This is a genomic window from Myroides sp. C4067 (assembly GCF_038039665.1).
In the GTDB taxonomy this organism is placed as follows: Bacteria; Bacteroidota; Bacteroidia; order Flavobacteriales; family Flavobacteriaceae; genus Flavobacterium; species Flavobacterium odoratimimum.
In genome coordinates this window covers 107,646-131,372 of the sequence record NZ_JBBPHJ010000002.1, presented here as the reverse complement: position 1 = coordinate 131,372, position 23,727 = coordinate 107,646, and the positions used below count along the sequence as shown (strand labels likewise).

The following is a 23,727-nucleotide window of genomic DNA, read 5'->3' as shown; positions in this document are numbered from 1 at the left end:
AGAACCCATAAATACTACTATATTTGCACTCGCAATACGGAAGTAATGCAGACCAAAAATGGCGAGGTAGCTCAGTCGGTTAGAGCGCAGGATTCATAACCCTGAGGTCACGGGTTCAACTCCCGTCTTCGCTACAGGTAAAAGGACATCTTTATAAAGATGTCCTTTTTTTATTTGGTTTATTTTGGACACTTTCCGTCATTATCACTTTTTAATTAAGTAATTTTGCTTTAACAGAAACAATAAAACATAATTACCAATGATTAAAAGATTTAGTATAGTACTATGTCTTGCCATATTATCTTTCTCTTGTTCAAAAGAAGATAATGCTATAATAGACAAACCTATTCCTGAAGATCCAAATCCTCCTATCACAGACAACAATCTCTATGATTCGAATAACTATATTCCAGTAACAAAGGAAGAAATAGCTTACTATAGAGATATTGATCTAAATTTAAGAGGGTTAAAATTAAAAGAATCTTTAAACAAACTCGTTACTAAGACTCATCGACACTTAAAGTACACTCCTGATGTATGGAACGCTTCAAAAATAACTGATGAAGATCCTGATAACCCAAACAATGTTTTATTAATATATGGTTGGCCTCATGGAGAAAGTAATAAAGATGTACATTCACGATCTTTAGATAAAGAACGCAGAAATACAAGTGGAACAAGTAATCCTAATTTGAGAGATAAACTATGGGAACGTGAACACGTATATGCAAAGTCACTCGCTAATCCAAAACTAGTTACAGATAAATATCCTGGATATACAGAAATAGGTTTAATCGCAGGAACAGATGTCCACAACCTTCGTCCTATTAATGGTGAGTGGAATAATACTAGAGGTAATCTAAAATTTGTAGATGGTAAAGGTAATTCTGGAAAAAGAGGAAACTACTGGTTTCCTGGTGAAGAGTGGAAAGGTGATGTAGCTAGAATGATGATGTATATGTTCGTACGATATGAACAGCAATGTCATCCAGGAGCTATTGGAGAAGGATCTATCCTATTCTTTAATAAAGGTGAAAGAGATGGCATGATTGACTTATTCTTAAAATGGAATGAAGAAGATCCTGTGTCTGAAATAGAAATAAAACGTAATGACTATCACGGTAACCCAAATAATCAATATTCTCAAGGAAATAGAAATCCTTTTATTGACAACCCTTATTTAGCAAATCTAATCTGGGGAAATGATAATGGTAAACTTAAATTATCAGAAAACAAATGGGCTAAAAAATAATACTTTTTACAAAAAAAAACGACTATCAGATTGATAGTCGTTTTTTTATTTATTTTTCTTTTCAAACATAAGTTCTTTTACCTTCTCTTTATCTTCTTTCTCCTTATCTAAATCGAACATTGTTCCGAATACTCGATCCCAAAAAGTATTACTTACACCGAAGCCCATTTCTTCATCTTTATAGTGATGCAAATGATGGTTACGCCATAGTGGCTTCATAAACTTAAAGGGTGGTGCAAATGCATGAATAGCATAGTGCATCGATGCATATAATAAATACCCTATTATAAAACCAGGATAAAAACCAAATGTATATCTACCCATAATCAAATAATGTAATCCAAAAAGTACAGAGGCTAATATAATACTAGGTACAGGAGGCATAAATAATCGCTGTCTATCTCGAGGATAATGGTGATGATTGCCATGCATAATATAAGCAAACCTTTGCGCATTCGGTTTATCACTTATTAAATGGAAAATATAGCGGTGTGCTAGATATTCAAAAAAAGTCCAGAATACCATTCCTCCAAAGAATAGAAGAATAAGATTCTGGACTGATAAATTATAATCTGCATATCCTAGATATACTATATATGATAATACAGGTATATACATCCCCCAAATAACTGCAGGATGCCCCTTAGTAAGCATTTCTAAATAAGGATTCTTAAATAATCTAGCCTGACCCTTATTGTGTATTTTATCAAATTTCATAACTACATTAACTTAATTAAAGCTAATATAATTATTTTTTACCACTTAATAATAACACTTCCCCAAGTAAATCCACTTCCAAAAGCTGCTAATACAACTAAATCACCTTCTTTAATCTTACCCGCTTCCCAAGCTTCTGTTAAAGCTATTGGCACAGAAGCAGCGGTTGTGTTTCCGTATTTTTGGATATTATTAAATACTTGGTCATCTGATAAACCAAACTTCTGTTGAATAAATTGAGAGATTCTTAAGTTAGCTTGATGCGGGATTAGCATATTAATATCTGATACTTGTAGACCATTTGCTTCTAATCCTTCATTAATCACCTCACTAAAACGAACTACTGCATTTTTAAACACAAACTGTCCATTCATATGCGGAGTGTAACTAACATCGTCTGGATCATTATCTTTTAAGATATCTGTTACCCATCTACCTCCCATACCTGGTGCTAACAAAGCTAATTCTTCTGCATGCTCTCCTTGTGAGTGGATATGTGTAGATAATAAACCTTGTTCATCATTCTCAGAGCGAGTCAATACTGCTGCTCCAGCTCCATCACCAAAAATAACAGACACACCTCTACCTCTAGTGGTCATATCTAAACCTGTAGAGTGTACTTCTGACCCTACGACAAGTACATTTTTATACATCCCTGTTTTAATATACTGATCTGCTATAGACAAAGCATAGATAAAACCTGAACACTGCGCACGAATATCTAATGCTGCAACAGTATTTAATCCTAATTCACGTTGTAACATTACCCCTGGTCCTGGGAAATAATAATCAGGGCTTAAAGTAGCAAATACGACAAAGTCAATATCCTCAGCCTCTACTCCTGCTCTTTCCATCGCTATACGAGCAGCCTTTACTCCCATTCCAGAAGTTGTATCTTCTTCTAATGCTTTGTGTCTTCTTTCATGTATACCTGTTCTCTCTACAATCCATTCATGGTTAGTGTCCATTATCTTTGCCAGGTCGTCATTGGTCACTACATTCTCAGGAACGTAATATCCTAATCCGCTTATTTTTGATCTAAACATTTTTAAAAAAATTGGTTTACGAGCTACAAAAATACACTAATAACTAAAAACTTAAACATTTTTGCCACAAAAAGGCTATACACTAACAGAACACTCAATAATTTCATTTATATTAGCCAACCTAACGTTAAAACTAACCATAATGAGAATCATCAAAACAACCTTATTATCCCTATTTTTGATTAGTTCTATGTACGCACAAGAAAATGTTACATATCAAAAGCCATCTCAAGAAATTCTAGAATTAGCTGACTTCGAAAGAGCACCTGCTATATCTATGGACAACAAAATGGAATATATGCTTCTAAGCTATAGGAGTACATATAAAACATTAATGGATTTGAATGTAAATGAAATGAGACTTGCTGGTTTACGTATCGATGTAAACACTAATATTTCAAGCACAGTAACTTATATTACTAACCTAAAAGTTAGAAAAATAAAAGATACTCAAGAAATACAAGTAAAAGGATTACCAGCTAATCCTAGAATTACTAATATTACTTGGTCTCCTGATCAATCAAAATTAGCATTCACTAACACTGCTGAAAACGGTGTGGAACTTTGGATCTTAGACGTAAAAACTGCTCAAGCAACTAAACTTACTGAGGCAAATTTAAATGCAAACATCGGTAACCCTATTACTTGGTTTAAGGATAGCCAATCTTTATTGATTAACCAAATCCCTGCTAATAGACCTGCATTAATCGATACTTCTAAAAACCTACCAACAGGCCCTATCGTATCTGTAAGTGAAGGTGTTGTTTCTCAAAACAGAACATACCAAGATTTATTAAAGAATAAAACTGACGAGGCTAACTTCGAAACTTTAGTTACGTCTGAATTATATAAAATAGACCTAAAAGGAAATAAAACACTTTTCAAAAAAGGAGATTTATTTGTTGGTTCTAGTTTCTCTCCTGATGGAGAATATTTAATGGTAACTACATTACAAAAACCATTCTCTTACTTAGTATCACTAAACCGTTTTCCTATGAAAACTGTAGTTTATGACAAAGCGGGTAACTTAGTAAAAGAAGTAAATGATATTCCTTTAAATGAAATTATGCCTAAAGGTTTTATGGCTACACGTGAAGGAAAAAGAAGTATGGGATGGAGAGCTGATAAAGCTGCTACTATTTATTATGTAGAAGCTCTAGATGGTGGTGATCCTGCTAAAGATGTACCTTTCAGAGACGAAGTATTCACTTGGGATGCTCCATTTACTGATGCTCCTAAATCTATTGTTAAGCTATCTCAACGTTATGGTGGTATCACTTGGGGTGATGACAACTTAGCTTTAGTAGGTGATCAATGGTATGATACTAGAAACACTAGAACGTTCATTATCGATCCATCTAAATTTAATGATGCTCCTGTAAAAATAGAAGACAGAAATTCACAAGACGTATACAGTGATCCAGGTACATTCGAGTTAAAAAGAAATGAATTTGACCGTTATGTACTAGCTAAAGAAAACAATAAGCTATTCTTAATAGGAAAAGGTTATACAGCTAAAGGACAATTCCCTTTCATCGATGAGTTCGATTTAAAAACATTAAAAACAAAAAGATTGTACCAGTCTAATTACACAGATAAAAAAGAGACTATTCAATCTATAGAAGATGTAAAGAAAGGACTAGTATTAGTGTCTATTCAATCAGCTACTGAATATCCTAACTACTACTTCAGAAATATCAACAAGAAGAATGACTTAAAAGCGATCACTTCATTTAAAAACCCTTTTAGTTCTTTAAACGGAGTACACAAAGAGGTGATTAAATATAAGAGAGAAGATGGTTTAGAATTATCTGGTACTTTATACTTACCTGCAGGATATGATATTAAAGCTAAGAAGGAGAAATTACCTCTATTAATCTGGGCTTACCCTGCTGAGTACAAAGACAAAAATAGTGCTGCACAAGTAACACATAACCCTAATGAGTTTACATTCCCTTCTTATGGATCATTTATCTACTGGGTTACGAAAGGATACGCGGTATTAGATGATGCTGCATTCCCTATCGTAGGAGAAGGTAAAGAAGAGCCAAATGATACTTATGTAGAACAATTAGTAGCAAATGGTAAAGCAGCTATTGATGCTGTAGATGCATTAGGATATATCGATAGAAAGAGAGTAGCTGTAGGAGGACACTCTTATGGAGCATTTATGACTGCTAACTTACTTACACATTCAGACTTATTTGCAGCTGGTATTGCACGTAGTGGAGCTTACAACAGAACATTAACTCCATTTGGTTTCCAAACAGAACAAAGAAACTATTGGGAAGTTCCTGAAGTATACAATACAATGTCTCCATTCATGAATGCTAGTAAAATGAAAACTCCAATGTTATTAGTACACGGTGAAGCAGATAATAACCCTGGAACATTTACATTACAAACAGAGCGTTACTTCCAAGCTTTAAAAGGACTAGGAGCACCTGTAAGAATGGTTATCCTTCCTAAAGAAAGTCATGGATATGCTGCTAAAGAAAACATCTTCCACCTATTATGGGAACAAGATCAATTCTTAGAGAAAAATGTAAAAAACAAAAAATAATATATTTAAAAGCTCAGCAAATTGCTGAGCTTTTTTCTTATATCCACTACAAAAAACGCCACTTAATTAAAGTGGCGTTTTTTTATTATTGAAATTTCTTTAATGCTAGTTTAATCTTAGTTCCTTTTTCGATATCAAAAGGATGGTCAAAGAATACTACCCTATCCTCATTAAAGAAAGTTTTTATCATATAACCGTCTCCTTTAAAATAAGAATCAAGTACCTCTACTTCTATTTGTCCTTTTTGTTTTGAAAGCATTAATTGGTGAGGATATATTAGCAATAATTCATCCTCTTCAAAAGAAGTTGTAAAATCCGAGATATACAATTCATTTACCTCTCCGAATAAAGATGCAACATACTTATTCAATGGGAACTCATATACATCCTTCGTTTCTCCCATATCCACTAACTCACCATCTTTTAATACAATAGTCTCGTCAGCAAAACTCAATGCATCTATACTATCATGAGTAGCCACTATACACGTAATTCCTTTTTCTTTTAAATAAGCAAATAGATTACGTCTAAGCAGACTTCTTCTCGAATAATCAATATGACTAAATGGTTCATCTAATAGTAGAATCTCTGGCTCTAATGCAAGTACACGAGCTATAGCAACACGTTGTTGTTGTCCACCACTTAAGTGTTTTACTTTTACATCTGCATAGTCATCTAAATCTACTAATGTCAAAAGCTCTTTTATACGGTGCTCTTTCTCTTCCATATAAAAGTTAGAAAGATACTTCCCTATATTTTCTTTTACAGAAGTAAAAGGCATTAAATCGAAATCTTGAGCTAGGTATCTCATTTCATCTATTCCAGGAACCAAATGATATGCAGGCCCTAAAACTTGCTTGTTATTCCAGTGAATCTCTCCTTGATCTAGATCTTGTAAACCATAAATCAATTTTAATAAAGTACTCTTGCCACATCCACTTTCTCCCAACAGAGCAACATGCTGTCCTTTTTCGACAACCAAGCTAAGGTTATTAATAACTGTTTTTTCTTCTAAGTAACTAAATGATATATTTTTAAGTAAAAGCATTTCTATTTTTTATGAAAAACAAATATAATAATATCCCTTTAAGCACTATATAATATTAACTTTTAATAATAAAAAAGGGAACCACTATTGGGTTCCCTTATATACTGTAATCAATACAAATTACTTAGCAGCTAAATAACGCTCAGCATCTAATGCTGCAATACATCCAGAACCTGCAGCTGTAATAGCTTGTCTGTAATCTTTATCTTGTACATCTCCACAAGCAAAAACTCCTTCAACATTCGTTTTACTAGTCTTTCCTTGAGTGATTAAATATCCTGTCTCATCCATCTCTAGTTCTTCTTTAAAGATATCTGTATTAGGCTTATGACCAATAGCCACGAAGAAACCTGTAGCTTCAATATCTTTCTCTTCACCAGTGATATTATTTTTCACACGAACACCTGTTACTACATTACCATCTCCTAATACATCTACTGTAGACGTATTCATTAGGATTTCGATGTTTTCAGTATTACGTACACGTTCCTCCATAATACGAGATGAACGGAACTTATCACTACGCACTAGCATAGTAACTTTTTTACATAATTTAGATAAGTAATGAGCTTCCTCACAAGCTGAATCTCCAGCTCCTACAATTACTACTTCTTGATTTCTATAAAAGAACCCATCACAAACTGCACATGCAGATACTCCTCCTCCTAATGATAAGTAATGTTGCTCTGATGGTAATCCTAAATACATTGCTGTCGCACCAGTAGAGATAATAACAGTATCAGCATGAATCTCAGTCGTTTCATTTACCCATACTTTCTTTACATCTCCTTTTAGTTCAGCCTTCGTTACCCATCCATCACGGATATCAGCACCGAAGCGTTGTGCTTGTGCCTGTAATTGCATCATCATTTCAGGTCCTGTAACTCCTTCTGGATATCCAGGGAAGTTCTCTACTTCATTTGTTGTTGTTAATTGTCCTCCTGGTTGTAGACCTTGATAAAGCACAGGTGCCATATTCGCACGTGCAGCATAAATAGCAGCTGTATAACCAGCAGGTCCTGATCCGATAATTAAGCACTTTACTCTTTCTATAGTTGGCATATTTCTTCCTTTTATTTGTTTCTAAACAAAAATACTTTTTTAAACCATATCTCTACATAAAAAATGATTTAAAATATTAATACTTAAATACAGATAATCTATTCTCTTCAAAATATTATACCTATCAAAACATATTATATCACCTAAAGTATCTTTTTCTTCCTTTACACATTACATAATTCTTAATCTTACAAAACATATAGTGATTTTAATACATTTTAAAAATACTTATCACACATTAAAACAACCACTTACACAAAACAACCCAAAAAAACATTTATTTTTCACACCTAAACCTTGCAGATACAAAATAATGTTCTATATTTGCACTCGCAATGACAAAATAAGTCTAGCGGGGTGTAGCGTAGCCCGGTCATCGCGCCTGCTTTGGGAGCAGGAGGTCGCAGGTTCGAATCCTGCCACCCCGACTTTTTCGGCATCAAAATGTGCCTAAATCCGTAAGTATCAATTACTTACGGATTTTTTTATTTTTAAATATATCATAATAATCCATTGTAAATCAATCTAAATGTGAGCTATTAGGTGAGCTATTTTTAAAAGGTAAATTAGCTCACCGAATCGAGTTTAACTAATTGTATTTCAGTAAATTAAATACAATTTATTTTAGTTTAATTCAGTGCTTTTTGGTCTTGTTTGAGTACTATTCAGGTGAGTAGTTTTTAAAAACCATATCAAAACAGTTCGGTTAACATTAAAATAGATTGATATGAAAACAAAAAACACATTTGGAATACACTTCATTATACGTGTTTCTAATTCAAACAAAACAGTCCCATCCCTTATATACGCTAGGGTTACAGTAAACGGGCAACGAACAGAAATTTCTTTAAAACTAAAAATATCCCCTACTTCTTGGGATAACATTAAAGGAAGAGCAAAAGGAAAAAGTGAGGACACGGTTCGAATCAACGCACATATTGAGCGAGTACGTTCCCTCATTACAGATGCCTATCATCAATTAGTTCAACAAAAAAGAGTTGTCTCTATTGGAGCTGTTAAAAACATCTTTCTTGGACATGATGATACAGAATCATCACTTTTAAAGCTTATAGACTATCACAGAGAGATAGCTACAAGTAAATTAGCTTATGGTACCCTAAAAAACTACTTCTCTACGGAAAAGTACCTTAAAAACTATTTGCGTAAAGTACACAATCGAACTGACATCTATTTAAGCGAGATTAACTACAAATTTATCTTTGACTTTGAAAACTTCTTGAGAAACTGCAAACCTATTCACAAGCATCAACCATTAAATAACAATGGTATTATGAAACACATTGAAAGGTTTAAAAAGTTAATCAACTTAGCTATTACAATGGAATGGATGGAGAAAGATCCCTTTACCAAATATAAACTTCAATTTGAAAAGACAGAAAGAGGACACCTAACTAAATCAGAACTTGAAATCCTTGTCAACAAGAATTTCGCTATTGAACGATTACAATCCGTTCTTGATATGTTTTTGTTTAGTTGTTATACTGGCTTAGCTTATATAGATATCTTTCACTTAGCACCACAAAACATAGCAAAAGGAAGTGATGGAAAAGATTGGATTATATCAAGTAGAGAGAAAACTAAAATACCAGTTAGGGTACCTCTCTTACCTGAAGCCTTAGAACTAATTGAAAAATACAAAGAGCATCCTGTGGCTTTTGCCAAAGGCAAACTATTTCCTGTTATTAGTAACCAACGAATGAATGGTTACTTAAAAGAGATTGCTATTATCTGTGAAATAGATAAGAACTTATCTTTTCACTTAGCCAGACATACCTTTGCTACAACCATTACACTAAATAATGGTGTACCAATTGAGTCCGTGAGTAAGATGCTTGGGCATACAGCTATTAAAACAACTCAAATCTATGCAAAGGTATTAGAACATAAACTGGGTGAAGATATGGATAACCTTAGAGAAAGAAGACTTCTTCAAGAAAATCACAAATACAACTTTGAAGAGTCAAATTAAACCTGCCAAAGACAACAGGACTAAACCAGTGCATACAAATTGTTATTTAGGGTTAGAACTAAGCTTGTAGTAGCTTAAAACAAATCAAAACTAACCCTAAATACTATTATTATGAAAGTAGAATTTATTACAAAAGATGACCTTGAGATTTTTAAACAAGAGATTATTACCGAGATAAGAAGGTATAGTCCTTTTAATAGAAAGAAAGATCAAGAAATAAAACAATGGATCAAAAGCTATGAGGTAAGAAAGCTTCTTGGTATTTCTCCTGGTACCTTACAAAATATGAGAATAAATGGTACCATACCATTTAAAAAGATTGGCGGATTGATGTTTTATAGATACGAGGATATTTTAAAGATGATGGAGAGTGAATGAAATAAAACACCCCAACTTAGAGATAGTTGGGGTGTTTTTATTTTATTGGTAAAAGAGGGATTTACACCCTACTCCGTATGTCTTATAAATTGCGGCTTTCAGGCTTTTAATATTTTGTGTGCCATGAAATAGCCGAGCTTTTATATCAATGATTTTTAGTATATTAATCTTATCTTAAAGATACAAAAACTTTTTTACAAAAGAAATACAATTAATCAACAAAAAGTAATATACTATATAAACAGAAGTAATATTTATAACTTAACTAATAAATCTGGGTTTTTTCTATTCCATAAATCAATTAAACAACGTTGAATTTCAATAGATTCCAGGAATTTACAAAGAGCCTTTGATACATTTTTATCTATTGAATATATACCGTTACTTTCAAAGACTTCGCCTTGAAAACTGATCTTACATGCTATTTTTTTACTCTTATTATCAAAATGAAAATGTGGTTTACCATTTATAAAATGATCATTTGAATAAATATTAAAAGTATAACCAAATTTAGATTTCCATTCTTTAACCTGCTCTAATTCTACAAATATATTTCCCTCTAATATATTTTCAAATGTATTTCCTTTACTTATTTGATAAAGTACTCCATCAAAGATGATTTCAAAAATATTTTCTTCCATTTATTTTACCTCTACTAAATCAAAAAAACCTTCTATACTAAATCCATTTAATTTTTTTTCCTGGATCATTTGCCAAATTAATTCATTAACAATTTTATATTTTATCATCCATGTTCCTATAGGCAAATCTTTAAACTCATATGGGAGAGTATTTTTATTAGACTCATTTATTAAAAAAGAATCAATCAGTTCTACTCCTGATAAATTTTGACCATTATGATTTATAGTTATATTTTTTTCTCTATTATCATTATGAAACTTATTCCTTAAAGAACGAATGGTTTCAGCTGAAAATGAGATATAATGTTCCTTCATAATTTTGAAGTTTGGTTGTCTATATATTAACTTGTCTGGTATTAATGCTACTCCTAAAACTATATTTTCTTTCATTATAAACAATATTATATTGAATTAAAAAACTGATTTATCTAAAAAAATAAACTAAAACTTATTATATCTATCAATATACTTTCCATAAAGCAATATTATAAACACATTCCAATTTTCTGTGCATATTTTTAACCTTTTAGTCCAATTGGAAATAATCTCCATGTTAATTTTGAACTGGAAATCTCCTTCACTTTCTACTGATTCAGGAAATATATGATCTTTAATATTCATCAATGCATCAAAATATTGTCTTTCTTCTTCATTTTGAAGATAATTATCCTGATCAAAAGGAAATATACTTAGCCATTCAGTTAAAGAATTAATTATCTTATGACAAGATATTTGTATCTCTAAACTTACTTTTTGTAAGTGATTTTCTAAATTAACTTGATCATCTCCTGTCAGTTGGAATTCTTCTAATAATCTTAGATCATAAAAATGATCTGTTAAAAGAAGTATTTTTCCATATGCTTCTGTAGTTCTAATTATATCATTAAATTCTGGATATAAATTCGCCCATCCCTCAATATTTAGATTTTCAATAATTTCTGCTTCAATCTGTTGTGGTATAGAATTAGTTAAAGATAGATCTTCAAACAACGTATCTTTTATATTGTATAATCTAACTTCATTCCATTGATTGTTTAAGCTCTTTTTGTGAATGGTCTGAATAAAATAAAAATTAGTAAACCAGAATTGTAGCATTAAATATTTTAAGCTAGTGTATTCAGAATTGTCTATTATTTGTTGTATAATTTGATAAGCTTCTTTATATCCTATTAATGTCCAATAAACATTTTCTCCATCAACTAAAACAATAGGTTTATAATTTGTTGTCTTATTATTAATATACTTAATTGAGAAAGAATTGAATTTTGAAACCTGTTTAAATTCGTTTATTATTTTTCCTTCAAAATCAGATTTTAACTTCAAAATTCGTTTTTCTGATCGAACTCCTTTATTATTATTATTCAAAAAGTCTTTCCATATTGAAGCCGTAGTAAATAGGCTATTCACATCGATTTTTGAATAGTGTTTATTATCAATGTTTCCTAAAACATTGTTGTATTGACTATTATAAACTTGAAGCTTTTCAATTGCACTGTAAAGGTTGATTTGAGATAAACGTTCGATATTCTCATCGTGTATATGCCCTTCATCAGTTTTTAATTTAGCCTTTGAGTATAATGTACCTGCTGACTGCTGAATAAAGCTCTCTATATCTATTCTAAAGTTTGAAACACTTTTAAAGAATAATTCGTATTTTGTTTGTAACTTTTTATTGCGTTGTTCTCTTTCATTTTCATTAATTTTTCCTCTTTTATTACCACCATAAATACCTAATGGATCTGTAATTGATTTGGGCTCTTTGATCACTTCTGACCTTTCAAAAGCCATGTTCTGCATAATAGGAACAACAGGCATATAATTTATACTACCTTTAAGCAATTTCTCAAATGAGGTATTAAACTCGCTAATTTTATCTTTGATAATTACTTCCCAGTCATTTAGTTGGTTCATGTATTCATTCCAGTCTTCTGGTCTTAATTGATATTCGTATAATCTAACAATTAAAGAATTGATGTTTATCCATTCTTCTAAAGGAATATTTTCGATAGATATTGTTTTGCGTGTATCATCATAATCTATGCCTAAAGTATGTAAACGATGACCATATCCTTGAGAATTAAATTGTTTTTTATCTGGAATAGCGGTTCTGATAACATCTAAGACAGATACAATAAAATCATTGGTTGAACTCTCTATATCATTTTTTAGAATATCAATGATGAAATGCACATTCACTTCGTTTTCATCTACAGATAAGTGTATTATATCAAATTCTTTTTTTATTTGTTCAATAAAAATTCCAATATTCTTTTTTCGTATAATATCCAATTCTAATGAATAAGAATACATACCTAACATTAATTTAGATAAGCTTCTGCTATCCATCATTTTGAATGCAGATTCATATACATTTTCTTCAAATAGTAATAATTTACCTTTTTGATTAGATATATTTTTAAGCCAGAATAAGGTTTCTCCATAAGATTTCCATCCAAAAATACTTGAAGGTATCACTTCTGGGAAATCAATTTTATGGATGACTTCAGTTGCTAGATTGAATATATATTGGTTAGATGTTAATCTATGATTGATATCATTTATTTTTTCTCTGCTTTCGTCATCCACATTAAGTACATCTAGCATTAAATCTTTATCATAATTACTTTCAAACATAAAATCTGTAAACATTGCCCAAGAACTACCACAAATAGTTCTACATTCATCTATAACTTCACGATTAGTCTCAACATAATTTTTAGTTCCCTGCCAAATAAATAATTTTAAAATAGAAGCATAGACAGACCAATTACTTACGTTAATTTTAATATTTAAATCAGTAATAAATTGATTAGGTTTTAGTATTTCAAGATGGAACATTTGTAATAAGAATAAATACAAATCTTTCTCATCTATCAACGGAATAGATTTATAGGCATATTCTTCTTTATATGTTATAAATTCATCAAAAAGTATTTCAACTAATTTCTGTGAACGGATTAAATGTAATCCTTGAATGTATTTTCCATTCAAGGATTTCTTAACTAAATATTCATTTTCTAACTTTTCGATTATATATTGATAATCAATGCTTGAACTCAATTTAGACACATCAATCTTAGCGCCTAAAGAGTCAGTAAGACTAACAATTCTTAAAAACTCAATTTCAGGATTACTACCATGATTATTTTCGCTACGTAATTGCTGAACTTGTTGTTTCAACTTGTTTTGTAACGAGCTTCCCTGAGTAATAGAATACACAAATTCTAATAGTGGAGCATCATCACCAATTTGAATCCAAGCCTGTTCAAAGTCAGTAAAATTTGTAATTTTATTACGTTCATTTAATTTAGAGTATATACTTTCAGCTTCTTCCTTAGATAAGAATAAGTCTATTTCTTTATGTCTAAATTCTACTCCGATTGCAGATGCTCTGTACCAGTCTTCATTCCTTATGGTTACTAAAAACCTAATATGATTTAAATGGGCAGATTCCTTTATGATCTGGATCCAATCTGTTGAATTTGGGGTTACATTAATGACAAATATGGTTGGAATTTCTAGTTTCTTACTTATAACATCAATAGCTTGAATTGATTGTTGTGTTATAATAGGATCTTGCTGTATATTTAGTTCGTAAGAAAGCCAATCATTGGCATAGTTACGTATATAACTATAGAGTAAAGTTGTTTTTCCTTGGCCAGACGCTCCTTTTACTATGATAATGTTATGCTCTTTTAATTCATCATGTATTTTTTCAAGATACTTTTCTCTTTTAACATCTAAACTCAATAAAATATGCTCGTATCTTGTTAAAGTAGCATTGTAGAACTCCTTTTCTAAAAGTGTTAGATTTGTATTCTCTATAGAAACCTTATGTAATGGTTTCAAGACCACTCCATATTGATTGTGAATAGCAATCCTTTCTGATAAGTATAAGGCAAAATCTTGAATCTTATTATAAAAAACTTTCGTTGAAATAGGTTGTTGTTTCTCAGCAATAAATTGTAACCAATTCAACAGAAATCCAATAGTAGGGATAGGATCAACTTCAGGAAAATAACTTTTTAATAGTTTTTCTATTTCTCCAGCGGTTTCTTCCTCATTAATCTCTACAAATTGAGTTTTACTTTTAACTAATATCCATTCATCTTTTGTTATGTTATATTTTCTTAACGTTGGCTTCTCTTTTACAGAAATAGTATCTTTATGATTTATCCAATTTTTTAATTCATGACTTATTTCCCCATAAGAAACTAATATTGGAATTCCGTCTGAGTATTTAGATAAAAACCTCTTAATAAATGAAGTTTTTTTGACAGATAAAATATCAGATAATGTAATTGGTTTTCCCAAATTCTTTAATTGTATTGCATATAAAAGTTGACCGTTGCTATCCAATATATCTAAATCTTCTTCTCCTTCTAATCTAAATATAAGATCTTCTGATAAAGAGGTTAAGATATAATACAATGAATATAAAAACTGGGTTCGATAACCACGTAAAGCTGCTATTGCTGACATTAAAAACTCTATTTTAATTATTATAAAAACTCTTTGTTCTATTAAATATTTTCCTTCAATTCTATATTATTCAGAAATTGCAATGTTTCTTCTATAGAATAATAAGCATCTACAAGCAAACTAACTTGCTGATTAATGGGTAAGTATTTCCCCCATTTACTAAAATCTATAATATTTGGGTTTTCTTCTATAACATACTTTAAATATGACTTAATCTCCTTTGAGTCAATATTAAACTTAGAAAATAACTTATATAGATCTTGAGCTGTTGTTAGCTTTAGTATTATACTATTTTCTAAATCGTTATAGTCATTTTTGATTTCGTTAAAATCCAGAAATAAACAAATTGTCCTATTTATCTTTGATGAAGCAAAGGTGTATAGCTCCGTCTTATTTACATCGTGTTTTAATGGTCGATCTATTTTATAGTTTACGAGTTTATAGACAGCAAACTCATCTCTAAGTATCTTTAAGACATCTGTTGATGCTTGATCTAAATAGTCAAATTCTTGTTTGCTAATTAGAATCTCTAGCATCTTCTCTTTTATTATATGACTAATATCTACAGATCCTCCATAAAAAGTAGGCTTATCTCCTGAATTTGCAGGCTGAACCACAATCTTCTTACTATCATTTTCAATGAGTATTACTTTCCATACTCTTGAAGCTAGTAAGAATTTACTCTCTTCACTTAACATAGGATTTAAAGGAAGTTCACCAATAACAATATTTTGATGAATTACTTTATACATTTGTTCACTCTCAAAAACGCTATAAAAGTCTTTGGAATTAACGATGTACTCTCCTTCAAGGCTTATCAATAATTCTTGGTTAGTCTGTTCAATAATTTGTTTTTCCAATAGTGATTGTATAGTCTGTTCTATTTGAATAGCTGTAACATGCTCAAAAGAATAATTTTGTTCAAAATAGTTTATTAACTCACTTTGAGTAATTCCATTTCTACTTCTAATTACAGAAAGTATTTGGTGTACTAAAATATCAAATGGATATATAGCATTCATTTTACTATCTATGACTCCTTGTTGATATAACTCCCAAATAGCAAGACTTTGTAATAAAAACCAGCTATTTGTATTATACAATACTACTTTACTTTCTTGTCCATCTTTTCTACCACTTCTTCCTATTCTTTGAACGAGTGAAGCAATATTAAATGTAGAATCAATTTGAACAACTTTATCTACGGAACCGATATCAATACCTAATTCTAAAGTAGATGTACAACAAATTGAAAATGGTGAATAGGTATTTGTTTTGGCAAAGTTCTCAATGTATTCTCGAAGTGACTTATCAACTGATGAATGGTGAGCAAAGAAATTGGTATGTAAATTTCCTTGTTTACTGATTTTTAAAAGATAATGCGTAATTTCTTCAACCTTACCTCGATTATTAGGAAATATTAAAACCTTATTATTATAAACCTCTCTGAATAGATCTTTAATCAAATCAAGATTATAGTTATTCCCCCCTTTATTTTCAAAATATTTAAAAGAAACTCTTGTTGGTTTACTTGAAGAATCTTTTAATACCTTCGTATCTAATGATCGTCCACCAAATTTTTTAATCGATTCTAAATCACCTATTGTAGCAGAAAGACCAATTAATCTGAAATTGGAATTTGCCCTTTTCTGGATTCTATATAGCAATGAATTTAATTGGACTCCCCTATTTGTACCATCAAAATAATGTATCTCATCTATTACAACATATTTTAAATTGCTAAAAAGATGCGGTATCTCATGTGATCGATTACAAAACATAGCTTCTAAAGATTCCGGAGTTATTAAAACAATTCCATTTGGATTTTTAATAAGCTTCTTTTTAGCTGATTGACTAGCTTCTCCATGCCACTTGGTAATCACTATATCTAAATGTTCACAAAGCTCTTCAATACGCTTAAACTGATCATTAATAAGAGCAATTAAGGGAGAAATGTAAAGGACTTGTACTCCACTTTCAGAAAAATCAACATCCGTTAGAATAGGCAAAAAAGCAGCTTCAGTTTTACCCGAAGCTGTTTTTGCTGATAGAATATAATTATCCGTTGTTGTCAATATCCTTTGTATTGCAGCATTTTGAATAGGACGTAGTTCAGACCAATTCTGCTCTGCAATATATTTTCTAATGGGCTCTGAAAGTAAATTGTAACTGCTCATATATTTTATAATTCTTCAATCGTATCTAAATACGATAAATCCATATCTTGGCGTTCATCTAAAACATTAACTTCTTTAAACAAAGAGTCCTTGTTTAAAGTTGGGTTCTGTCTTAATAGATTCAATATGTTTAAAAAATCACGTGTAACTTGTCTTGGAGTCAAGAATTCTTGTGCCCCTGGTTTATTGTAAATCTCTTCCATGAAATTTTTAATATCTTGATCATCAACTTGAGATTCAATTTGATAATTCTGATTAAAAATGGTTTGAAGATTTTTCAATAGTACATAAATCTCATTGTGGTTAAGTGGTCTAAGTTTAATCACAGGTTGTGCAAAATCACGAATTTCTTGAGTTTCAAATCTATTGGTTTGAAGTCTAGTCTTTAAAGCATTATAGCTAAAAAGACCTCTTCTTTCATTTTCTAAAAAATCTTTTGTTCCTGCTATATTAAAGAATAAGTTCTCTACCTTACCTTGTAAACAATCGTTATAAATTGTAAGTATTTTTTCATAGTTCTTTTCTCTTGTACCTGAATTTTGAATTTTATAGAGATTAATTGCTTCATCTAAGTTTATCATAAGTCCACTGTACCCAATACTTGTAAATAACTTACAGAAGTTTTTAAGCATGTCATAGTAATTATGATCATCAATAATTTCTCTAATACCCAATTCTGATCTTGACTCCGTTTTAGTCTTATACTCACCTTTCAACCATTTCAGCGCATATTTTTTTAGGTTTTCATCATTCTGTATATATCCTTGATAATACTTCATAATTACAGATCCAAAATCAAATGCTCCTACATCAGACAACTCATTAATAGTAGTCATAATTTGTGTTTCAACAAGTGGCAGATTTTGCTCTTGTGTAATCTCAGTAAGAGGAATCTGATTATCCTTAGAAACTTTCATTAAAACACTCTCAATCCATTTTTGCAATAAAATAGGCAGTGCTCCTCCTTCAGGTTTAGTTTGAATAGCTAGATTATTCATAATAGCAGAATAAAGCAGTACTGCTTTACCATCATTGCTATATAATCGATTCTCTGGAGTAAAATCTGCATTAGCAATTACAAATTTTTGCTTTAATGCTACTGTATTTAATAAATGAAGCATAAAAGATTTTCCTGACCCAAAATCCCCTATCCAAAACTTCATTATACTATGGCCATTCTTAACATCTTCTAAAGCGCTAATAAAGGCATTTACTTCTTCATTTCTTCCTACTGCAATATGAGAAACTCCTATCTTAGGTACTACACCTCCAATAAGAGAATTAATAATAGCTGTTGCTTCTTTTGGCTTGATCTTAGTTGTCATTATTTTAGTATATTTTGATAATATTGTTCTTCAATTGTATAAGTATCTTCTTGTTCTTCGATTAAATTGTCATCAATAAGTTCATAGGTCTTTTCATTAATATTGTTGATTAATGAATCTACAAACACTCCATTCTCACTTGCAAACTCTTCTACTAATTCTCGTGTAATTTCATTATTAAAATTCTGAATCATCTGTAAAAGTTCAATTTCATATACAGTATATTCTAAATCCTCATTAAACAGATTTTCTTGTTTTGGTTTTGTTGCCAATTGTTCTAATAACGAAGTATCTAACTCTGATTCTACATCCTCATCTTCTAAATATTCATTTAAAAGCTCAACAGTTTCATTTAGTTGCTTTTTTACATCACTTATCTTTTCAAAATCAAGCTTAATTTCTTTTCGCTTAACTTCATAAATACCTTGAAGCTCCTTTAATGCACGCTCAAAATCCTTTGTTTTTAAAAAATTATCCAAAATAACATTGAACTGATCTAATTGCTGTTGATTTTTAAATAATACTTTAAGTGTGGTTTTATTCAGTGGTTTATTATTTATAGTTACAGAATCTAAATCTGCTTGGATATATCTTAAATAATATTCTAAAGCTAATAATTGATCCTGCTTTGCAATGTGCTTACTGGCATCAAAATAGATATTTTCTATGGAAGGATTATACTTATTAAACTCAGCTAACTGATCTATCTCTTTTTTAAACTCTACTGCATTTTGAATGTTTTTCACAATTTGCTCAAATGCAATTTTCCATCTTGTTGTATTTTGTTTATTTAAAACAAGTTCTGATTCTAAATTTGCAGGTTCACATAACAAAATCTCCCTATCCAATGCTTCCTCAAACACTCTTTGCAAATCTTCAAATAGCTCAACTATTTCAGATTTTGTGTGTATAGCATCTACATTTAACTTGCGTTTGTGATTATAAAATTCACGAACTTTATTCTCTGTAAGTTTAAAAAAGTATCTATAAATTTCTTGTTTATAAGATTTCAAACTTGGTCCATCCGAATAATACTGAGCATAGTATGGATTTGAATCATGCTTTTTTAGTAGAGCAGCTACTTCATCAATTCTCGCAGATAATGTTGTATCATTCTTCTTACAATACTTTTCTAAAATATCTATTACTCTACAATATACAAGTCCTTGTTGATTGAAACAAAATTCGGCTTGATTAAAAACCGTTTCATGGTAAAAACCTATTCTATTTAAATATCTAACCTGCTTTGGTGTTAAATCATACTTTGTCTTAATACTGTTCCCTACATAATAATCCTGCTCATTATAATTGGTATAACTATCGTAAGAATTGTTTTGAATCAGGGCTCCATAATTATTTGATAACGTGTTTGAATTATATTTCTTTAATATACTTGTAGTGTATCTACGTACTTTGGGATATAACTCATCAAGTACACGATAATATGATTCTAATTTCAAGTAATCTTTATCTTCTTGATGTTCCTGTTCTAAATCAAACATCAAAGTAAAAGCATACCCTAAATTATCTTGCTCTAATTTTATATATGATTTACTTTTAAAGTCTTGCTTAAACTTTAAATAAAAGTCTTGTATTTCTTTTCTAGCAAAACCAATCGCATTTGTTGAATAAATATATCCACTATTCCAATATGGAACCAAATCTACTTTTTCTTTACTTACTTCTTGAATAGGTACGCTTTCAGTCACAACTACCTCTGAAGTACTAGCGCTTTTAAGGTTTTTATATTGTTGCAATTTTCGTTCACAATAAACTCTAGTTCTAGGGTAATGTTTAACAAGGATATTATAGTTAGATTTTAACTTCTCATAATCATTGGTATTTATAAAATCTCTTTCAAAATCAAACAGAAGTACAAAAGCATAGTTCATTTCATTCTCTGCTAAAGGAATATATTTATGATTTAAAAAACTATCCTTAAACTGATTATAAAAATTTCTAATATCACTATTCGCTGTCTTAATATCATTATATGAGTAAACATAATTAAGTCCCCAATAAGGAACATCAATTCTTTGATTTTCTTCTTTTACAATAGGTGGTAGCAATTGAGATGTATTTATTTTTTTTTCGGTGTTTATAGTATTTATTTTTTCAGTAACTGACTCACTTAAATTCATTCCTTTATTGTCTGCTATAGTAATGTATGAACTAGCATTATAATAAACTGAATTATATTTATGGAAAAATTTATCATTAGACATTAAAATATATCTAATAGCTTCAATAACTCCTAATATAGCAGGTATGTATGTCCAACAAAACAAGAGATAAAAAACTCCTTGGACAGGACGATTTAAATAAAACTTATGAATTCCTAAAGATCCTAAGAAAAAAGCTAATAAAGCAGCGACTGACTTATCTTTCATTTATGACAATCTAAATTTTGTAAAAATTAAGGTTAATTATTGGTCTTAAATATATAAAAGATACTGATACTATTAATGATTATTATCTGAACTCAGTGTTTTTCTTAGGATAGCAAGCTATAAATTGTGTATCTAGTAATTTTTAATACTTATAACTCAATATAAAGATTAAACAAGAAAGCCCTTTACAGGGCTTTCTTGTTTAATTATAACTTTAATAATTCAACTCTTCTTAATTTCAAGATTTCCGAACTTCTTAATTTCAAAACCTGACTCCTCACCCCAGTCTTTTCATTAACCTCAATTGAAAGCACCTGTTTATCTGATAAAGTAAACTGGTCTAACATAAATACAGTGTCTTGTTTACTATGACTGTTGATCTTCTGAGAGGTAATATAACTTCTAATTGGTTTTAAACTGACTTCTTGAATAGTAGTTCGCTTTGTGGTTCTTCTATCTTTAATTTTAAAACTGATATAATCAACCTCGTATGGTAAATTGCTTTTGTTACTAATTGAGATGTGAAAGTAAAGTTTACCATCTTGAATATAAATACTTTTTAACCATGCTTCTACCCCATATGTTTTGCTTTTAATGTTTAGCTCTTTCTTATTCTTTTTGATAATTGCTTTCATCAAAAGATCAACTAAACTTGGACTGATACTACCTAAATCTTTAAATAGGACTTCGCTTTGCTTTTTACTCTTCTGTTTTTCAAACTTGGTTAAGTCATAACTCAATTGTATTGGTTGCCCTTTGTAGCTAACATTAAAGCTAAAGTATTTACCATCATTTGTAATAACTGTAAAGTTTGTAGGTGAAATATCCTCTTTTACGGTTTTTAATCGAAGAACATTAGAAGTAGCTTCTACTTTATTGGCTATAATCTCACTACTTCCGAGGTCCACATACTCAATACTACTTGGAAAAAGTATGTGAGTTGTTTTGTTTTGGGTAAGCTCTATCTCATATGGTGTTACCTCAGCATTAGATAAATTAATAGATTGACTGTTTTGTTGAGCCGTTACTGTGTTTACTGCTAGTAAGCACAATAGCATATATTTAATAATTGTTTTCATAATGATTTATTTTACTTGGTTAACGTTTATTCTTTTGGAACAAGAAATAGCTCTTGCCCTTGTTTTAGCGTTACTCTTTGGGCTTTTACCTTCTTTGAAAAGTAACCTGATACGCCTTGAATGAGTCCTTTGGTTAAATCCCCTGCTATTTGATCTGAAGCTGATCTACTCATCGATATACTCGTTCCTGCTGTTTGTCCCATATTGGCAATGATTTCTTTTGAAGCGCTTATTTCTTGAAGATCTAATACCTCAAGTCCTTTCTGTCCATAGTTATCATAACCGATAAGCTCTGTTTCTATGATACTATCGTCTATCTTAATAGAGTTTACAATAAGTTCTAATCGTCCGCTGTTTACTTTGACTTTAGCAATCAGCGTACTTGATTCAGATAATAGAGCTCCATTTATTACTATACTTTCCAATAACTTTAGCTTAATGTAACCTTCGTTTACAATGACCTGATCTTCTTTAATACTTACTCTTATACTATTTTTATGGTTCTGTGTTTTACGCTCTCCTTCTGCTGTATAAAAGGTTTGATTAGATTGAAGATTGGTAGGCAAAATATCCTGTAAACTCATCGGTTTTACAAGTGAGGAGACAATCTCATCACTAGTTTTATCAACCACTGTTATAGCCTGTTTTTTACTAGGGATAATTTTGATATTTGTAGTCTCATTTAAAGGTGGTAATTCAGTTTGGTTTTGACCTCCTGGCAAATACTTGGCAGCCATCTGAAACGACTTTTCCATTAGTTCTAATTGACTATCAATCGTAATAGGCGTTGGAGTGTCTTTTTCTTGTAATTGTTCTTCTAACTCTTCAATTTGCTTTTTTAGGCGTTCGGTTTCAGGGTTTGTTGTACTCTCATAAAAATTACTCAGTGCTTCTTGACTTTGTTTATAGTTCTGATAAGACCTTTCATAAGGAGTGTAGGAAGGTTCTACATTATAATCTTGGTGATTATAACTGCTATTAGAATCTTCTTTCGATTCATTCCAATAATCCGATAAAGAGTGTATTTGGTTTTCGTTTTCTTGTTGCTTCTGCTCCCATAGCTCTTTTTCATAGGCCTTGACCTTGTCTGTGGGCATCCCTTGTGTTATCGCCTCTGGAACTGAATCATTGTGTGTGATTAGCTCCTTCTCTTCTGGTTTAAACAAAAGATACATAGCCCCTAAAAACACAATGCCCATTAAAGCAAAGACAATATGCTTTTTGTGTTTTTCTATAAACCCCTGAAATACCTTATTTTCTTTGGGTACTTTCTTTATTTGATGGGTTTTATTTGATTGATTGTGGTTCATAACTCTTGATTTTAATAGTTGATTTTGATTTTACCTTTTGCTTTTCAAGCAAATACTTTACAGGTCTTGTATTGTTTTGTTTCTCTTTACTATCTGATGTTAGTTTAGAACTAAAGCTTGTCTTTACAATAAAAAAGCAAACAAGGCTGTAGAATGTAAATACAGCAAGTAATAAAACTCGTTGTCTTTTTATTGAGAGGCTATTCCAATAGGTCTGTAGCCTACTGGAATAGCTATGTCTTAAAAGTTGTAACTTATTCATGGATT

At 30.7% G+C, this 23,727-nt stretch carries 17 protein-coding genes and 2 tRNA genes; 6 read left to right on the top strand and 13 right to left on the bottom strand.

Annotation, left to right across the window (positions count from 1 at the left end; all coding sequences use genetic code 11):
* The first annotated feature begins 60 nt into the window (after positions 1-60).
* A tRNA-Met gene (locus AABL87_RS01885) sits at positions 61-134 on the top strand.
* A gap of 125 nt (positions 135-259) precedes the next feature.
* Entirely contained in the window at positions 260-1,252 is a 993-nt protein-coding gene (locus AABL87_RS01880) for an endonuclease I family protein (RefSeq protein ID WP_006260778.1), read from the top strand.
* A 45-nt stretch (positions 1,253-1,297) separates the two neighbouring features.
* On the opposite strand, the gene AABL87_RS01875 is transcribed toward AABL87_RS01880, so the two are convergent.
* Together AABL87_RS01875 and AABL87_RS01870 are read right to left on the bottom strand one after the other, a co-directional pair.
* Complete coding sequence (locus tag AABL87_RS01875) at positions 1,298-1,969, bottom strand: sterol desaturase family protein (RefSeq protein WP_006260777.1); 672 nt, start codon at positions 1,967-1,969, stop codon at positions 1,298-1,300.
* A gap of 38 nt (positions 1,970-2,007) precedes the next feature.
* A complete protein-coding gene (locus AABL87_RS01870; protein WP_058699422.1) occupies positions 2,008-3,015 on the bottom strand; it encodes a 3-oxoacyl-ACP synthase III family protein in 1,008 nt (335 codons plus the stop codon).
* 61 nt (positions 3,016-3,076) lie between these two features.
* Here AABL87_RS01870 and AABL87_RS01865 point away from each other — a divergent pair, with 61 nt between their 5' ends.
* Entirely contained in the window at positions 3,077-5,578 is a 2,502-nt protein-coding gene (locus AABL87_RS01865) for an alpha/beta hydrolase family protein (RefSeq protein WP_081048725.1), read from the top strand.
* 85 nt (positions 5,579-5,663) lie between these two features.
* On the opposite strand, the gene AABL87_RS01860 is transcribed toward AABL87_RS01865, so the two are convergent.
* Together AABL87_RS01860 and trxB are read right to left on the bottom strand one after the other, a co-directional pair.
* Entirely contained in the window at positions 5,664-6,626 is a 963-nt protein-coding gene (locus AABL87_RS01860) for an ABC transporter ATP-binding protein (RefSeq protein WP_025124638.1), read from the bottom strand.
* Between the two features lie 120 nt (positions 6,627-6,746).
* Positions 6,747-7,688, bottom strand: coding sequence for a thioredoxin-disulfide reductase (trxB, locus tag AABL87_RS01855; protein ID WP_006260773.1), 942 nt, complete (start codon positions 7,686-7,688; stop codon positions 6,747-6,749).
* A 353-nt stretch (positions 7,689-8,041) separates the two neighbouring features.
* Between trxB and AABL87_RS01850 the strand changes: the two genes are divergently transcribed.
* The 3 genes from AABL87_RS01850 to AABL87_RS01840 all read left to right on the top strand — a co-directional run bounded on the left by AABL87_RS01850 (position 8,042) and on the right by AABL87_RS01840 (position 10,056).
* A tRNA-Pro gene (locus AABL87_RS01850) sits at positions 8,042-8,116 on the top strand.
* A gap of 299 nt (positions 8,117-8,415) precedes the next feature.
* Positions 8,416-9,678, top strand: a complete 1,263-nt coding sequence (locus AABL87_RS01845; RefSeq protein ID WP_341276871.1) for a site-specific integrase — start codon at positions 8,416-8,418, stop codon at positions 9,676-9,678.
* 111 nt (positions 9,679-9,789) lie between these two features.
* A complete protein-coding gene (locus AABL87_RS01840) occupies positions 9,790-10,056 on the top strand; it encodes a helix-turn-helix domain-containing protein (RefSeq protein ID WP_006266631.1) in 267 nt (88 codons plus the stop codon).
* Positions 10,057-10,310: 254 nt separating this feature from the next.
* Here AABL87_RS01840 and AABL87_RS01835 read toward each other — a convergent pair whose 3' ends face one another.
* The 9 genes from AABL87_RS01835 to AABL87_RS01795 all read right to left on the bottom strand — a co-directional run bounded on the left by AABL87_RS01835 (position 10,311) and on the right by AABL87_RS01795 (position 23,722).
* Positions 10,311-10,697 carry a hypothetical protein gene (locus tag AABL87_RS01835; protein ID WP_341276870.1) on the bottom strand — a complete coding sequence of 129 codons (387 nt, stop codon included), beginning with the start codon at positions 10,695-10,697 and terminating at the stop codon, positions 10,311-10,313.
* Positions 10,698-11,087 (bottom strand): XkdF-like putative serine protease domain-containing protein, encoded by a 390-nt coding sequence (locus AABL87_RS01830; protein WP_341276869.1) that lies wholly within the window; start codon positions 11,085-11,087, stop codon positions 10,698-10,700. It abuts the gene before it with no gap.
* A 51-nt stretch (positions 11,088-11,138) separates the two neighbouring features.
* Complete coding sequence (locus tag AABL87_RS01825) at positions 11,139-15,179, bottom strand: hypothetical protein (RefSeq protein ID WP_341276868.1); 4,041 nt, start codon at positions 15,177-15,179, stop codon at positions 11,139-11,141.
* Positions 15,180-15,220: 41 nt separating this feature from the next.
* Positions 15,221-17,356 (bottom strand): DEAD/DEAH box helicase, encoded by a 2,136-nt coding sequence (locus AABL87_RS01820; protein ID WP_341276867.1) that lies wholly within the window; start codon positions 17,354-17,356, stop codon positions 15,221-15,223.
* Positions 17,357-17,361: 5 nt separating this feature from the next.
* Entirely contained in the window at positions 17,362-18,681 is a 1,320-nt protein-coding gene (locus AABL87_RS01815) for an ATP-binding protein (protein WP_341276866.1), read from the bottom strand.
* Positions 18,681-21,071, bottom strand: a complete 2,391-nt coding sequence (locus AABL87_RS01810; protein ID WP_341276865.1) for a tellurite resistance TerB C-terminal domain-containing protein — start codon at positions 21,069-21,071, stop codon at positions 18,681-18,683. The genes AABL87_RS01815 and AABL87_RS01810 overlap by 1 nt, the downstream gene beginning before the upstream one ends.
* A 206-nt stretch (positions 21,072-21,277) precedes the next feature.
* Positions 21,278-22,150 (bottom strand): conjugative transposon protein TraN, encoded by an 873-nt coding sequence (traN, locus tag AABL87_RS01805; RefSeq protein ID WP_341276864.1) that lies wholly within the window; start codon positions 22,148-22,150, stop codon positions 21,278-21,280.
* 26 nt (positions 22,151-22,176) lie between these two features.
* A complete protein-coding gene (gene traM / locus AABL87_RS01800) occupies positions 22,177-23,460 on the bottom strand; it encodes a conjugative transposon protein TraM (RefSeq protein WP_341276863.1) in 1,284 nt (427 codons plus the stop codon).
* Entirely contained in the window at positions 23,438-23,722 is a 285-nt protein-coding gene (locus AABL87_RS01795) for a hypothetical protein (RefSeq protein ID WP_341276862.1), read from the bottom strand. Before AABL87_RS01795 ends, traM begins: the two co-directional genes overlap by 23 nt.
* Between the last annotated feature and the right edge of the window lie 5 nt (positions 23,723-23,727).

What these genes read in the sequence shown, in the direction of transcription:
- AABL87_RS01815 (WP_341276866.1), bottom strand. Translation starts at nt 18,681, where the DNA reads ATGACAACTAAGATCAAGCCAAAAGAAGCAACAGCTATTATTAATTCT.
- AABL87_RS01845 (WP_341276871.1), top strand. Translation starts at nt 8,416, where the DNA reads ATGAAAACAAAAAACACATTTGGAATACACTTCATTATACGTGTTTCT.
- traM (WP_341276863.1), bottom strand. Translation starts at nt 23,460, where the DNA reads ATGAACCACAATCAATCAAATAAAACCCATCAAATAAAGAAAGTACCC.
- AABL87_RS01795 (WP_341276862.1), bottom strand. Translation starts at nt 23,722, where the DNA reads ATGAATAAGTTACAACTTTTAAGACATAGCTATTCCAGTAGGCTACAG.
- AABL87_RS01820 (WP_341276867.1), bottom strand. Translation starts at nt 17,356, where the DNA reads ATGAGCAGTTACAATTTACTTTCAGAGCCCATTAGAAAATATATTGCA.
- AABL87_RS01860 (WP_025124638.1), bottom strand. Translation starts at nt 6,626, where the DNA reads ATGCTTTTACTTAAAAATATATCATTTAGTTACTTAGAAGAAAAAACA.
- trxB (WP_006260773.1), bottom strand. Translation starts at nt 7,688, where the DNA reads ATGCCAACTATAGAAAGAGTAAAGTGCTTAATTATCGGATCAGGACCT.
- AABL87_RS01810 (WP_341276865.1), bottom strand. Translation starts at nt 21,071, where the DNA reads ATGAAAGATAAGTCAGTCGCTGCTTTATTAGCTTTTTTCTTAGGATCT.
- AABL87_RS01835 (WP_341276870.1), bottom strand. Translation starts at nt 10,697, where the DNA reads ATGGAAGAAAATATTTTTGAAATCATCTTTGATGGAGTACTTTATCAA.
- AABL87_RS01840 (WP_006266631.1), top strand. Translation starts at nt 9,790, where the DNA reads ATGAAAGTAGAATTTATTACAAAAGATGACCTTGAGATTTTTAAACAA.
- AABL87_RS01825 (WP_341276868.1), bottom strand. Translation starts at nt 15,179, where the DNA reads ATGTCAGCAATAGCAGCTTTACGTGGTTATCGAACCCAGTTTTTATAT.
- AABL87_RS01830 (WP_341276869.1), bottom strand. Translation starts at nt 11,087, where the DNA reads ATGAAAGAAAATATAGTTTTAGGAGTAGCATTAATACCAGACAAGTTA.
- AABL87_RS01870 (WP_058699422.1), bottom strand. Translation starts at nt 3,015, where the DNA reads ATGTTTAGATCAAAAATAAGCGGATTAGGATATTACGTTCCTGAGAAT.
- AABL87_RS01880 (WP_006260778.1), top strand. Translation starts at nt 260, where the DNA reads ATGATTAAAAGATTTAGTATAGTACTATGTCTTGCCATATTATCTTTC.
- traN (WP_341276864.1), bottom strand. Translation starts at nt 22,150, where the DNA reads ATGAAAACAATTATTAAATATATGCTATTGTGCTTACTAGCAGTAAAC.
- AABL87_RS01875 (WP_006260777.1), bottom strand. Translation starts at nt 1,969, where the DNA reads ATGAAATTTGATAAAATACACAATAAGGGTCAGGCTAGATTATTTAAG.